Origin of the sequence: Rahnella sp. RcJ3 (genome assembly GCF_009498575.1) — a bacterium.
GTDB lineage: Bacteria > Pseudomonadota > Gammaproteobacteria > Enterobacterales > Enterobacteriaceae > Rahnella > Rahnella aceris.
The window spans coordinates 90,832-105,052 of record NZ_QSNX01000014.1; the positions used below are offsets into that span (position 1 = coordinate 90,832).

13 protein-coding genes are annotated in these 14,221 nt (G+C 52.9%); 9 read left to right on the forward strand and 4 right to left on the reverse strand.

Annotation, left to right across the window (positions count from 1 at the left end; genetic code table 11):
• Window positions 1-62: 62 nt before the first annotated feature.
• The 8 genes from DXU84_RS18210 to DXU84_RS18245 all read left to right on the forward strand — a co-directional run bounded on the left by DXU84_RS18210 (window position 63) and on the right by DXU84_RS18245 (window position 8,025).
• A complete protein-coding gene (locus DXU84_RS18210; RefSeq protein WP_370461811.1) occupies window positions 63-1,346 on the forward strand; it encodes a cytosine deaminase in 1,284 nt (427 codons plus the stop codon).
• Window positions 1,347-1,491: 145 nt separating this feature from the next.
• Complete coding sequence (gene ppiA / locus DXU84_RS18215; RefSeq protein WP_013573626.1) at window positions 1,492-2,058, forward strand: peptidylprolyl isomerase A; 567 nt, start codon at window positions 1,492-1,494, stop codon at window positions 2,056-2,058.
• Window positions 2,059-2,199: 141 nt separating this feature from the next.
• Complete coding sequence (locus DXU84_RS18220) at window positions 2,200-3,723, forward strand: helicase HerA-like C-terminal domain-containing protein (RefSeq protein WP_153376444.1); 1,524 nt, start codon at window positions 2,200-2,202, stop codon at window positions 3,721-3,723.
• A gap of 243 nt (window positions 3,724-3,966) precedes the next feature.
• Entirely contained in the window at window positions 3,967-5,172 is a 1,206-nt protein-coding gene (locus DXU84_RS18225) for an aldose 1-epimerase family protein (protein ID WP_013573628.1), read from the forward strand.
• A 97-nt stretch (window positions 5,173-5,269) separates the two neighbouring features.
• Window positions 5,270-5,440, forward strand: a complete 171-nt coding sequence (locus tag DXU84_RS18230; protein WP_013573629.1) for a YhfG family protein — start codon at window positions 5,270-5,272, stop codon at window positions 5,438-5,440.
• On the forward strand, window positions 5,430-6,032 hold the full coding sequence (locus DXU84_RS18235) for a putative adenosine monophosphate-protein transferase Fic (protein ID WP_153376447.1): 603 nt from the start codon (window positions 5,430-5,432) through the stop codon (window positions 6,030-6,032). Before DXU84_RS18230 ends, DXU84_RS18235 begins: the two co-directional genes overlap by 11 nt.
• 76 nt (window positions 6,033-6,108) lie before the next feature.
• On the forward strand, window positions 6,109-6,684 hold the full coding sequence (locus DXU84_RS18240; RefSeq protein ID WP_013573631.1) for an aminodeoxychorismate synthase component II: 576 nt from the start codon (window positions 6,109-6,111) through the stop codon (window positions 6,682-6,684).
• Window positions 6,685-6,807: 123 nt separating this feature from the next.
• Window positions 6,808-8,025, forward strand: a complete 1,218-nt coding sequence (locus DXU84_RS18245; protein WP_013573632.1) for an aspartate aminotransferase family protein — start codon at window positions 6,808-6,810, stop codon at window positions 8,023-8,025.
• Between the two features lie 695 nt (window positions 8,026-8,720).
• Here DXU84_RS18245 and DXU84_RS18250 read toward each other — a convergent pair.
• Both DXU84_RS18250 and crp read right to left on the reverse strand, forming a co-directional pair.
• The gene (locus DXU84_RS18250) at window positions 8,721-10,796 is read right to left on the reverse strand and encodes a YccS/YhfK family putative transporter (protein WP_119261126.1); all 2,076 of its coding nucleotides are present in this window, start codon (window positions 10,794-10,796) and stop codon (window positions 8,721-8,723) included.
• 61 nt (window positions 10,797-10,857) lie between these two features.
• Window positions 10,858-11,490, reverse strand: coding sequence for a cAMP-activated global transcriptional regulator CRP (gene crp / locus DXU84_RS18255; protein WP_013573634.1), 633 nt, complete (start codon window positions 11,488-11,490; stop codon window positions 10,858-10,860).
• Window positions 11,491-11,852: 362 nt separating this feature from the next.
• On the opposite strand from crp, the gene DXU84_RS18260 reads away from it, so the two are divergent.
• Complete coding sequence (locus DXU84_RS18260) at window positions 11,853-12,260, forward strand: OsmC family protein (protein WP_013573635.1); 408 nt, start codon at window positions 11,853-11,855, stop codon at window positions 12,258-12,260.
• A gap of 3 nt (window positions 12,261-12,263) precedes the next feature.
• On the opposite strand, the gene DXU84_RS18265 is transcribed toward DXU84_RS18260, so the two are convergent.
• Both DXU84_RS18265 and allS read right to left on the reverse strand, forming a co-directional pair.
• Entirely contained in the window at window positions 12,264-13,133 is an 870-nt protein-coding gene (locus DXU84_RS18265) for a phosphoribulokinase (RefSeq protein WP_013573636.1), read from the reverse strand.
• 135 nt (window positions 13,134-13,268) lie between these two features.
• Window positions 13,269-14,183, reverse strand: a complete 915-nt coding sequence (allS, locus tag DXU84_RS18270; RefSeq protein WP_013573637.1) for an HTH-type transcriptional activator AllS — start codon at window positions 14,181-14,183, stop codon at window positions 13,269-13,271.
• Window positions 14,184-14,221 lie beyond the last annotated feature (38 nt).

Sequence of the window (14,221 nt, forward strand, 5' to 3'; positions counted from 1 at the left end):
GTTCTAAGATTGGCTTTAACATCACCGACAACGCAGTCTTACTAAAAATGATGAGGTAACGCGTGACGAAAACTCTTTTGCGTACCGTGAAAAATGTACGGTTGCCTGACCGGGAAGGGTTGTGGCAGATAGATATCGAAGGCGGCGTGATACGCCAGATTGTCCCTCAATGGGATAATGCCGACTATGGCGAGCATATCCTGGATGCTGAAGGGGGGTTGGCAATCCCTCCTTTTATCGAGCCGCACATTCATCTCGATACCACTCAAACCGCCGGTCAGCCAGCATGGAATCAGTCCGGTACGTTATTTGAAGGCATTGAACGCTGGGCAGAACGCAAGGCGCTGTTGTCGCATGAAGACGTCAAACAGCGCGCCTGGCAGACGCTAAAGTGGCAGATAGCCAACGGCATCCAGCATGTGCGCACCCATGTGGATGTGTCTGATCCGACGCTGACGGCACTCAAAGCCATGCTGGAAGTGAAAGCTGAAGTCGCGCCGTGGGTCACGCTGCAAATTGTGGCGTTTCCGCAGGAAGGCATCATGTCGTACCCGAACGGCGAAGCCTTGCTGGAAGAGGCGCTGAAGCTGGGCGCTGACGTCGTCGGTGCGATTCCCCATTTCGAGTTCACCCGCGAATACGGTGTGGAATCGCTGCATAAAACCTTCGAACTGGCGAAAAAATACGACAAGCTGATCGACGTCCATTGCGATGAAATTGACGATGAGCAGTCGCGTTTTGTCGAAACTGTGGCCGCGCTGGCCTTGCGTGAAAACATGGGGGCGCGCGTTACCGCCAGCCATACCACGGCGATGCACTCCTATAACGGCGCGTACACTTCGCGTTTATTCCGCTTGCTGAAAATGTCAGGTATCAACTTTGTCGCCAATCCGCTGGTCAATATCCACCTGCAGGGACGGTTTGACACCTATCCGAAACGCCGCGGTATTACGCGTGTGAAAGAAATGCTGGAGGCGGGGATCAACGTCTGTTTCGGCCATGATGATGTGTTTGACCCGTGGTATCCGCTCGGCACCGCCAATATGTTGCAGGTACTGCACATGGGGCTGCATGTCTGTCAGCTGATGGGATATCAGCAAATTAATGACGGGCTGAAGCTCATCACCACCTACAGCGCCCGCACGATGAATCTGCAAGGTTACGGTCTGGAAAGTGGCTATGCTGCCAGCCTGGTGATCCTGCCTGCACAAAATGGTTTCGACGCGGTGCGCCGCCAGACACCGGTACAATATTCTCTGCGCGAGGGCGTACTGATCGCGCAAACACAGCTGGCAAAAACCCTCATCCATCTTGATGAAGATCACCCTGTGGATTTCAACAGCTAAGGCAGTGAAAAATATGATGTAATATTCTGAAATAATTGGAATATTTATTCCCAAGCGTAAATAAAGGTAAAGGTCTGGCGCTAAGCGTAAAGCCTCTTTAGAATCAGTGGGATCTGTTGTTTGTATTCTGAAGAAAGGAACCGTCATGTTTAAACGTACTTTAGTGGCCCTGACTGCGCTGCTATCCCTGACTGCAATGGAGCCTGTTCTTGCGGCCGCCCAAACCCATGTCATGCTGACCACTTCAGCGGGGAATATCGAATTGGAACTCGACAGTGCGAAGGCACCGGTTTCTGTGAAGAATTTCGTTGATTACGCTCAGAGCGGCTATTACAACAACACCATTTTCCACCGCGTGATCCCGGGCTTCATGGTGCAGGGTGGCGGTTTTACGGCTGACATGCAGCAAAAAGCGCCCAAAGAGCCGATCAAGAACGAAGCGGACAATGGCCTGCGTAACCTGCGCGGCACCATCGCCATGGCGCGTACTGCCGATAAAGACAGCGCGACCAGCCAGTTCTTCATCAACGTGGCAGATAACGCCTTCCTCGATCACGGTCAGCGTGATTTCGGCTATGCCGTATTCGGTAAAGTCATTAAAGGCATGGATGTGGTAGACAAAATGTCTCAGGTCAAAACGGATAATGTCGGGCCTTACCAGAACGTGCCGACGACGCCGATTGTGATCCTGTCTGCGAAAGTGCTGCCTTAATTTTTCAGCCCTTCCTCCAGAATACTGTTTTTCTAAGCCTCCGGTTCCGGGGGCTTTTTATTGCCTATTTATTGACGCCCCTTTGATGAGACTTATAGTTTTATAGAAAGCTCCCCGCCTGCCACTTTCAAGGACAATGAAATGAGTGAAGCCCGTCTGATTGCCAAAGCCATGAATGAAGGTAAACCGGTACAGGATCTGGTGATCCTTCCTGCGCTGGCGAACCGACATGGACTGATTACCGGCGCGACCGGTACCGGTAAAACCGTCACGCTGCAACGAATGGCCGAGCAGTTTTCCCGTATCGGTATTCCGGTTTTTCTGGCCGATGTGAAAGGGGATTTATCCGGTATTGGTGCTGAAGGTGTGGCGTCGGAAAAACTCGCCGCGCGGTTGAATGATATTGGCGTGACGGACTGGCAGCCGCAGGCATGCAGCATTATCCCGTGGGATATCTTTGGTGAAAAAGGCCATCCGATCCGCGCGACGATTTCTGACCTCGGGCCGCTGCTGCTGGCGCGATTGCTCGATCTTAATGACGTGCAAAGCGGCGTGCTGCAACTGGTGTTTAAGATTGCCGACGACAACGGCTTGTTGCTGCTCGATATGAAAGATTTGCGTGCCATGGTGCAGTTTACCGGTGATAACGCTAAACAGTTCCAGACGCAGTACGGCAATATTTCTTCCGCTTCCATCGGCGCCATTCAGCGAGGCTTGCTGACGCTGGAAGGTCAGGGCGCAAATCAGTTCTTCGGTGAGCCGATGCTGGATATTAATGACCTGATGAAAACCGACAAGAAAGGCCACGGTATTATCAACCTGCTGGCCGCGGATAAGCTGATTAATCAGCCTAAACTCTACTCCGTTTTCCTGCTGTGGCTGCTGGCTGAACTTTTTGAGCATCTGCCGGAAGTCGGTGACCCTGAGCAGCCCAAACTGGTGTTCTTCTTTGACGAAGCTCATCTGCTGTTCAATGACGCCCCGCAGGCGCTGCTGACAAAAATTGAACAGGTCGTGCGGCTGATCCGCTCCAAAGGCGTGGGTATTTACTTCGTGACGCAAAACCCGCTGGATATTCCTGACAGCGTGCTCGGGCAGCTCGGTAACCGCGTACAGCATGCCTTACGCGCCTTTACGCCGCGTGATCAGAAAGCGGTCAAAGCGGCGGCGCAAACACTGCGCGCGAATCCGGCTTTCGACGCTGAAACGGCGATCACTGAACTGGGCGTTGGCGAGGCGCTGGTGTCATTTCTGGATGAAAAGGGGCGTCCTGAAATCGTTGAGCGGGCGATGGTGATAGCGCCGGAATCGAAAATGGGCATGACTGGCGACGACGAACGTAACAAAGCGATCAACCAGTCGCCTCTGTATGGTCGCTATGAAGACAGCATAGACCGTGAATCGGCCTACGAAAAAATCACCGCACAAGGTTTCGGCACGATCAACACGCCGCAATCCACAGGCCCGGCCAAACCGGCGGCGCAAACCCCTTCCGGCGGTGGGCTGATGGGTGGACTGAATGAAATATTGTTCGGCAGCACCGGACCACGGGGGGGTAAATGTGACGGTGTGGTACAGGTTGCGGCAAAAAGCATGGCGCGTGATTTAGGTCGTCAGATCCTGCGTGGGGTTCTCGGTTCCATTATGGGAGGCCGTAAAAAGTAACATCCTTCTGCTAACGCGCATAAGCTGAAACGCATCAGCTTATGCGCGTCTCTTCCTGCCTGAGATCTCAGTTTCATTTGCAATTTCTCTCTGAAATTACGATTTTTTGCGAGGTCTGGCACGTTACTGCCTGTCATTTAGCATAAAAACCGCTCAACTTGAAGGCTGTCACGTTTTTCGCCTGCCGGACTTTGTAGGCTGAATTGCTTTTGGGCTAAATCAATTCAGCAAAAAGGGGTTATTGTGAAAAAATTACTCGTTACCGGGATCGTTCTGGGGCTTTTTTCGTGGCAGGCCACTGCACAAACCATCGTGCTGACGGATGCTGAAGCCGGTACAGAACTGGGAAACTGGAAGACTGACAACAAAAAGCTGAACATCGCGGGCGCGGATTTCAGCATCGAACAAAAAGTGCTTCACGGTGGCAAACAGGAAGGGTCAAAAGTCATCACTATTACCAGCAAAGGGCTGACGATTGCACTGAGCCCGACGCGCGGGATGGATTTACTGCACGTGACCGGCGATAACATCCGCTTAGGTTGGGATTCTCCGGTTCAGGAGGTGGTGAATCCGGCCTATATCAACCTTGAAAGCCGTAACGGCGTGGGCTGGCTGGAAGGTTTCAACGAAATGATGGTGCGTTGCGGCTTTGAATGGACCGGACATCCTGTTACTGCTGACGGCATGATTTACACGCTGCACGGTCGGGCGGGCAATACACCAGCCTCGAAAGTGGTGGTTGATATTGCCGATAAAGCCCCTTATGAAATCACGGTGCGCGGCTTGCTGAAAGAAGACACCTTTAAGAAAGCCAAGCTGGAAACCTGGACTGAGCTGCGTTACGTGCCGGGTAGTCATTCGTGGACCATCCACGACACCCTGACTAACCAGTCGGATTATCCGCACGACTACCAGATTATTTATCACAGTAATTTCGGTCAGCCGATCCTTGAGCAGGGCGCCCGTTTCATTGCGCCGCTGAAATCAATTTCTCCGTTCAATGATTACGCCAAAAAAGGTTTAGCAGACTGGCAGACTTACGCCGGGCCAACCAAAGGCTTCGACGAGATGGTCTTTAACATGGTTCCGCTGGCGGATGCACAGGGTAAAACCATTGCTGGCGTAGTGAACAAAGCGGGCAACAAAGGAGCATCGATTGAATTCGATACCCATCAGTTGCCGCTGCTGACGCTGTGGAAAAACACCGACACTCTGAAGCAGGGTTACGTTACGGGTATTGAACCGGGCACCAACTATGCGTATCCGGTCACTATCGAACGTAAACAAGGCCGCGTGAAACAACTGCAACCCGGCCAGAGCACGGTGTTTGAACTGAAATATTCACTTCTGCCGGATGCGCAGGCGGTGAAACAGCTTGAGGATCGCGTGAAAACGCTTCAGGCAGATCATAAAACAGACGTGAACGAGACCCCTATCGCTGTTGAATAATCCGAGTTTAGGGCGCTGAAGCTGGCGCCCTTTTTTCTCTGTCTATACTTAACTCCACAAGGTATGTGCCCGAATGGCTGTACCCAGGGAGGAAATAATGGCGAAGAAACTGACACTCAGGCAGCAGGAAAAACTTTTTCGCGAACGTCAGCGGCAGAACTTTCAGGCCAGTAGCGCGCTGGATGGTTTGCAGGTTGAGGTTATCACGTTAGACAACGAACAAATTTCACAACGCCTCACCGAACTGAGGAAGCACTATGAACGATAAACTCGTGCCCGGTGCCGACCCTTACTATTATACCGGCATCAATGTGCTGAAAAACCGGCTGGAAATCCGTGAAGAACATCGTCTGTTGCAGGCCGAACTCGCATTTACTGCCCTGCGCGCGTCAGCGATGCCGCTTGGGCCTGCGGTGATGGGACTGCCGCATCTATGTGCGGTGCATCTGTCTTTGTTCGAGGATATTTACGCCTGGGCAGGCGAGTTCCGTGAAATCGATATCTACAAGGATGACACTCAGTTTTGCCATTTCGAATACATCGAAAAAGAGGGCAACGCGCTGATGCAGGAGCTTGAAGAAGAAGCGTTTCTGGTCGGGTTACCCCTGGATAATCTCGCTGAGCGTCTGGCTCACTATTACACCGGCCTGAATCTGCTGCATCCGTTCCGCGAAGGTAACGGACGTGCGCTGCGGATCTTCATCGAGCAACTGGTCATTCATGCTGGCTACGATATTGACTGGTCCAAAGTGGATCGTGAGCGCTGGCTGGCGGCCAATAAAACGGCGGTGTTTGGTGATGAATCCGAGCTGGTGGCAATTTTTAATACTGTTGTCAGTGAAATCCCGGAAGAACATTGATCGACAAAATACTGAGCCCGAGCTGAAAAATGCGTAGAATTGCCCGGTAAATTTTCCGACTTTTACCGGGTACACTATGCTGCTGCTGATCGACAACTACGATTCCTTCACCTACAACCTCTATCAATATTTTTGCGAGTTAGGTGCAGAGGTGAAAGTGATGCGTAATGATCAGCTGACGCTCACCGACATTGAACAGCTTTCCCCCTCACATCTGGTGATTTCTCCCGGCCCGTGTACGCCTGATCAGGCTGGCATTTCCCTGCAAGCGATTGCCCATTTCTCCGACCGTTTACCGATACTTGGCGTGTGCCTCGGGCATCAGGCGATGGCGCAGGCGTTCGGCGCGAGCATCGTCCGCGCCCGGCAGGCCATTCACGGCAAAACATCCCCTGTCCGCCATACCGGCAGGAGTGTCTTTACCGGGCTGAATAATCCGCTGACCGTGACGCGCTACCATTCGCTGGTGGTCGCGCCACAGACGCTGCCCGATTGTTTCGAGGTTACTGCATGGACAGAACGGGATGGTGGTCGTGACGACATTATGGGCATCATGCACAAAACCTTGCCGCTGCATGGCGTTCAGTTCCATCCTGAAAGCATTTTGAGCGAGCAGGGGCATCAGCTTTTGGATAATTTCCTTAAAATCTAATCAGTTAATATTGCTGAAAAAATTACTTACCCATCAGATGCGATTTCTGTTTGCCTGTGTGTGATTTTTTATGCATATTTTGTGATTATATTTTCATATCAATGGTCGTGAGGGAGAAGGGTAATGGCGGAAAAATCATCGGTAGATCGGGGCACATTCGATAAAGTTATTTTGCCGGTTTATTCACCTGCGAAATTCATTCCCGTGAAAGGTAAAGGCAGTCGCGTGTGGGATCAGCAAGGGAACGAGTATGTTGATTTCGCCGGGGGTATCGCTGTGACGGCGCTTGGACATTGCCATCCGGCACTGGTGAAAGCGTTGCACGAGCAGGGCGAAACCCTGTGGCATGTCAGTAACGTATTTACCAATGAACCCGCCCTTCGACTGGCGCAGAAGCTGATCGACGCCACCTTTGCCGACCGCGTATTCTTCGCCAACTCCGGCGCTGAAGCCAACGAAGCGGCCTTTAAACTGGCGCGCTATTACGCTTCGCACCGTCACAGCCCGTACAAAAGTAAGATCATCGCTTTCCATAATGCCTTCCACGGTCGCACGCTGTTCACGGTTTCCGTGGGTGGCCAGCCGAAATACTCCGACGGCTTCGGCCCGAAACCCGCTGATATTGTGCACGTGCCGTTCAACGATCTGGATGCCGTAAAAGCGGTGATCGACGACCACACCTGCGCCATTGTTGTCGAGCCTGTGCAAGGGGAGGGCGGTGTCACACCTGCGACCAAAGCGTTTCTGCAAGGTCTGCGTGAGCTTTGTGACAAACATCAGGCGCTGCTGGTGCTGGATGAAGTACAAAGCGGCATGGGGCGCAGCGGCAAGTTGTTCAGCTACATGCATTACGGCGTGACGCCGGACATCCTGACCACTGCTAAAGCGCTCGGCGGCGGTTTCCCGGTTTCCGCCATGCTGGCAACCGAAGACGTGGCCTCGGTGATGGAACCGGGCAAACATGGCACCACCTACGGCGGTAACCCGCTGGCCTGCGCCGTCGCTGAAGCCGCGCTGGATATCATCAATACGCCAGACGTGCTGGCCGGGATCAACGAGCGCCGCGAGAAATTCATCAGCGCGCTGGAGGCCATCAACCAGAAATATCACATCTTCAGCGAGTTCCGCGGTCAGGGCTTGCTGATCGGCGCCGAGCTTTCTGATGCGTATAAAAACCGCGCCGGAGAATTCCATGCCGCCGCGGCAGAATTCGGATTGATGATGCTGGTCGCCGGACCAAACGTGATGCGGTTTGCGCCATCGCTTGTTATCGACTTCGCGGATATTGAAGAAGGGATGGAAAGGTTTGAGAAAGCCGTGGGGAAAGTTTGCGGGGGGTGAGCCCCACGCCTTCGTCTTTAAACGCTTGATCGAGACAATTTCGGTTTCTCACTAACATTTATCACATGGCCTCTCGCGCCGAAACCGACCAAGAGGGAAAAGTGCTTTTTCCCTCTTGGATCTCCCTTCGCTTTTTCACTGCGCGCTGTCGCGGGCACGGCGGACATGTTCTGGCGCATTAGTGTGTGGCGCAAAATGTCATCGCTGCGCGATTCCCGAATTTCAGGCTTCGAGCCATAGGTCTCGAACCGTTCATTCGGTGCCATTTTTGAGCACGCCAATCGACATTTCTAAAAGATAAAACCCTTCTGCTTTTGAATTTAGAATCCTGCGGGCGATTCAGAAATCTTGCTGAACGGAGCGGCTTCGAGACCAGTGGCTCGAAGACCGAGAGAAGGAACCGCAACGCGGCAAGATTTCCAGCCTGTCGCTGTGGTTGCTGGAACATAGCCTACGAGCGAAGCGCGCAGTTTAAGACGTGGAGATTCCAAAGAGGGCTCGTCTTAGCCCTCTTTGGTCGGTTTCGGCTCGGTGAGTTAAGCGAACACGGCAATTGAAAAACCGAAACTTTCTCAATCCGTTTAAAAGAACGTCAGTACACGGCATCCGTACTTGAGAAACCGAGATATTCGCAATTTCAAAAAGCAGTCTGGCTGCAAGCCAGTAAAAAGGGGATTTGAAAGGGGTCTCCCCCTTCACGCCCGCCGCGTCAGCCAGATCCCATGATGCGGCCTCTGCTTCCACGCCAGTGACGAGATGGTATGCATCACGCTGAGATGTGAAATTACGCGCCGCAGATGGCGTTCCATTTCTGTCAGTGGCATATCCGGGTGAAGTTCCGGCGCATTAAACAGGTTGTTCTCGCTGCCCGGCCCGTCGTAGAGCAGTCGTTGCTGACAGCTTTGCAGCGCGATTTCGCAGGTCTGTAAATACTCCGTCGCCAGTTTTTCCGGCAGCATGTAATGCTCGCGGGCGAGGATCGTCATCGCGTTGATATGCTCAACCACAAACTGACTGTGCGTCACCCACAAACGCATATCCGCCAGATAATGTGAGTTAAAACCCGGCTCCTGCATCGCCTGATTTAGCGAAGTGAACAGCTTATTGTGCGCCTGATTGACCTGCATACGGGTGTACGCCAGTTTGGCGGTGTCGGGGCTTTCCTCGAGCAGCAGGCGGATAGCGTCCTGATAGATTTCCAGCGCCTGGTGTGCATTCTGGCGCAGCAAACCGCTTTGCCATTGCGGCCACAACCAGATAGTGCCACCAAAGGCCAGCGCGCAGCCGATCAGGGTATCGACCAGTCGTGGTACCAGAAAATGCACGCCGTTCATCGCCAGCAATTGCAGGGTATACACTGCAGTCACCGTCATGCCGACCATCGCCAGTCCGTAGTTTTTGCGCAGAACGGTATAGGACAACAGGGTGATCAGCAACATGCACAGCAGCGTGGTGCCTTCCGGCAGTTCCAGTTTGAGCAAGCCTGAGGCAATCAGCAATCCAGCCAGCGTACCGAGTGCACGGTGCTGGATCCTCACCCGCGTGGCGTTATAACCGTTCTGGCTGACCAACATGATAGTCAGCAAGATCCAGTAGGGTTTGGGCAAATTGAAGAACAGACCCAGACTGCTGCCAATCGCCAGAATAATGCCCAAACGTGCGGCATTACGCAGTGCCACGGATTTGAAGGAAAGATAGCTTTTCAGCGCGGGCCAGAAGGGCAAACGCGGCTGGGTGTTCATCAGGTCACGTTTGTACAACGGCCGCTGTGTGCGTAACAGACGGGCAATGCGGCTGAAATGGTAATAACAAAACTGACCTACCGGATTGTCCGGGTTGCGCGCGGCGATTTTCTCCAGCGCGGTCAGCTCATTGGCCATCGTAAAGCGCCCGGATAAACGGTGATAAAGAATATCGTCGGCAATCACCCGAAGACGGGTGGAAATCACCTGTGCATTTCGGCGGATAACCGCTTCGGCATGGCTTTCCTCCACCAGTTTCTGCACTTCTTCCGGCTGATGCAGGCTCACTGTAATGTGCTCCTGCAAATCGAGCGCCACCTGAAAACGCTGAAACAGCCGCTTATGGTGATGATGATGTCCGTGCTGGGGCAACATGTGTAATTGCTGATAAAGCAGGGCAATCAGGTCGATAACCTGCTGCTGGCGGGCTAGCAGTGGGGGTAACGCGGTTTCGGGATCGGTGTGTTGCGTCAGCAGGCTGTACTTGGCTTCGAAATAATCCGCGAGTTGCAGATAGAGCTGGCTGAGTGTTTCGCGCATCGGCTGTTCTTCCGAAATACGAAACCACGCCCAGTTAAACAATCCGTACCAGGCTGTGCCAGCGGCGAACAACACCGGGGCCTGCCACATCGGGCGCACGCCCACCATACTCAGCGTGAAGATAGTCGCCACCAGCGCACCGGGCAGCAGGCGCGCATGCAGCGGGCTGATTTCACCGGTGACGCCGAGCAGTAACGCCAGCGACAGCATGATCAGCGGCAGCGGTATATGCCAGCTTTCGAGCATCAGTTGCAGCAGAAGGCTGCTCACGGCAAAGAGTGAACCGCCGACGAGCAGGCGTTTGAAAAAGCGTTTATGCGGGGTATCCAGACCGGCGATGTTACAACAGGCCGGGCAGAGGGAAAACAGCAGGCCCATTTGCAAATTGCCAAACAGCCAGCAAATGCCAACAGGTAAGCACAACACCAGCGTCTGGCGCAGCGCGTAGTTCACTTCAGGATGGTAAAACAGTCTTCGCCATAGCGTCATGGGTAAAGCTTAGCCCATAAAAAAGGCGCGACAGTGTTTTGCCGCGCCAATTTTTGAGGGATTAACGTGTGCCGTAAACGACAATCGTTTTACCGTGTGCGGAGATCAGGCTTTGATCTTCCAGCATTTTGAGAATGCGTCCGACTGTTTCACGTGAACAACCGACGATTTGGCCAATTTCCTGGCGGGTAATCTTGATTTGCATCCCGTCCGGATGGGTCATTGCATCAGGCTGTTTAGCCAGATTGAGCAAGGTTTGAGCGATACGACCGGTAACGTCAAGGAAGGCAAGGTTGCCGACTTTCTCTGACGTCACTTGCAGACGGTTGGCCATCTGCGCGGAGAGACGCATCAGAATATCCGGGTTAACCTGAATCAGCTGGCGGAATTTTTTATATGAAATTTCAGCCACTTCACAGGCAGTTTTAGCACGTACCCAGGCACTGCGTTCCTGACCTTCTTCGAAGAGTCCCAGCTCACCGATGAAGTCACCTTGGTTAAGGTAGGACAGTATCATTTCCTTGCCTTCTTCATCTTTAATCAGGACAGCAACTGACCCTTTCACGATGTAGTAAAGCGTTTCGGCTTTTTCACCCTGGTGAATCAGCGTACTTTTAGAAGGATACTTATGTATATGACAGTGAGACAGGAACCATTCAAGAGTCGGGTCTGTTTGTGGCTTGCCGAGAACCATTTGCTATTATCCTCTGTTGTTATCGCTGCCCAAAATCACAGGGCTCAGAGTTCCCTGTACGGCACTTCAAATCCAAAGCGCCCTTTCAGCATATAACTCTCCAGAAATGCTGCAAGCGGATGTCGGAGTGCAACAGCCTGTTTATTGCTGTCATCACCGTGGGTTCTGTACTTAAACCGCAAAAACCGTCACCGCAATTTACTGGAAAGTATGTTTCGGCTTTGTTTGTAGCACAGGTTTGAGATGCTGTCTTCTGTTGTCTCGCTTCAGCATGATGGCGATCGGGTTACGTTGCCAGATTTTAGGTGAAAGGGTACTCTGAGAGCAGATTTCGACAAGTTTATTCACCGGGAGAATAGTTCATGCATGCACGTGTCAAATGGGTTGAAGGACTGACATTTTTAGGTGAGTCTGCATCGGGTCATCAGATTTCAATGGATGGAAACGCGGGTGATAAAGCCCCAAGCCCGATGGAAATGTTACTGATGTCCGCAGGGGGGTGTAGTGCAATCGACGTGGTGTCAATTTTGCAAAAAGGTCGTAATGACGTGCGTGATTGTGAAGTGAAGCTGACCTCACAACGCCGCGAAGAAGCGCCGCGTCTGTTCACTCACATCAATCTGCATTTTATCGTCACCGGTAAGGATCTGACCGATAAGATTGTTGAACGTGCGGTCAGCCTGTCTGCCGAAAAATACTGTTCTGTGTCTCTGATGCTGGGGAAAGCAGCCACAATCACCCACAGCTTTGAAGTGATTGCAGCCGAATAAAGTTTACTCGATCTTCTTGCCTTCCATCAGGCGCTGCACCAGCGGCGCCATGATCAGCTCCATCGCCAGCCCCATTTTGCCGCCCGGCACCACCAGTGTTTTGATGTGCGAGATAAACGACCCTTGCAGCATGGCCAGCAGATACGGGAAATCGATGTCATCCAGTCCCTGAAAATGAATCACCACAAAGCTTTCATCCAGTGACGGAATGGCTTTGGCGGCAAACGGGTTCGAGGTGTCGATGGTGGGTACCCGCTGGAAATTGATGTGTGTGCGGGAAAACTGCGGCGTAATGTAATTGATATAGTCATCCATCGAACGCACGACGGAATCCATCACCGCTTCACGGGAATGCCCGCGCTCGCCGGTATCGCGCACCAGTTTCTGGATCCATTCGAGGTTGACGATAGGCACTACGCCGACCAGCAGGTCGACCTGCGCGGCAACGTCAATTTTGTCCGCCACCACACCACCGTGTAACCCTTCGTAAAACAAAATATCCGTCGGTTCCGGCAACGCCTGCCACGGCGTAAAGGTACCCGGCACCTGATTGTAGGGAACGGCTTCGTCATAAGTATGCAGATACTTACGTGAACGGCCAGTGCCTGTTTTACCGTATTCGATAAAGCTTTTTTCCAGCAAACCAAAGTCATTGGCTTCCGGCCCGAAGTAGCTGATATGACGTCCCAGATCGCGCGCCTTGCGTATTGCCGCATCCATTTCAGGACGGGTGAAATGATGAAAACTGTCGCCTTCCAGTTCCGCCGCACGCAAACCAAGCTGCTGAAATATTTTACGAAATGCCACGCTGGTGGTCGTGGTGCCTGCACCGCTCGAACCGGTCACGGCAATAACAGGATGTTTGGCTGACATAATGCGCTGTTCTCCATAAAGGTGATGCAGGCAGGCGAGACGCGGTCTTTTCTGTGGTCGAAGATCTGGCGTCAAGGCTGCGCATAATTAAGCCTATTGTTACCATATTTATTCGCGAAGCCAAAGAGGGCATCACTATTCTAAACCCGCCAGCAACGGTTGGATCAGCGGGTCTTTCTGGTGGAACAGAGAAACAATGTCATGCAGCGCCTTGCCTGTGTACTCCTTTTTCCACGCCAGACTGAGCGGGGAAGGGGCGCGCGGATAGCGGATTTGCCGGGCGATCAGCTCGCCGCTGTCGAGATACGGCTGGCACAGATGGCGCGGCAGAAAACCGATACCCATGCCCTTCAGGTGACAGGCCAGTTTAGTCGCCACATCTGCCACGATGATCTGCCGTTGCCCGGTCAGCAACCAGGCTACCCGCTTGTTCAGATGGCGCGAGGTGTCTTCCACATTGATGGCAATGTACTGACGCAACACCGCTTCTTCCAGCATGCCAGTGATGTGTTGCAGCGGATGAAAGGGCGCATGAACAAAAACCCAGTCCACTTCACCCAGCGGCAGCAGATTCACGGCGTTAGAAAGGGATTCGGTGCCGGTGACGCCAATCGCCAGCTGAAAATCTTCGTACAGCAGCGTATCCCATACCCCCATGTAAATCTGCCGTGTGAAAGTGAACTGCGTGAACGGGTAGCGCTGCGTCAGACAGCTTAATAACGCCGCCAGAGTTTCAGGGCAGTACATCAGATTGTTCACCACCACATTCAGCTGGCGCTCAATGCCGTCGTTAATCTGCTGCAGTTCTGCCGGTACACCCTCCAGCCAGGTTAGCCACTGGCGACATCGTTCAAGCAGATGCTGTCCGGCGGGCGTCAGCGACACCGTGCGGGTCGTGCGGTTGAGCAATAACGTCCCGGCACTGTCTTCCAGCATCTTAATTCGATAGCTGATGGTCGCAGGCGTTTTATGCAGCATCTCTGCCGCGCGGGAAAAGCTGCCTGTTTGTGCGACGTGCATAAAGGTTTTAATCGACTCCTCATCCAGCATAGGTCACCTGAAGTAATGTTAATGCATTGAATGAAAAA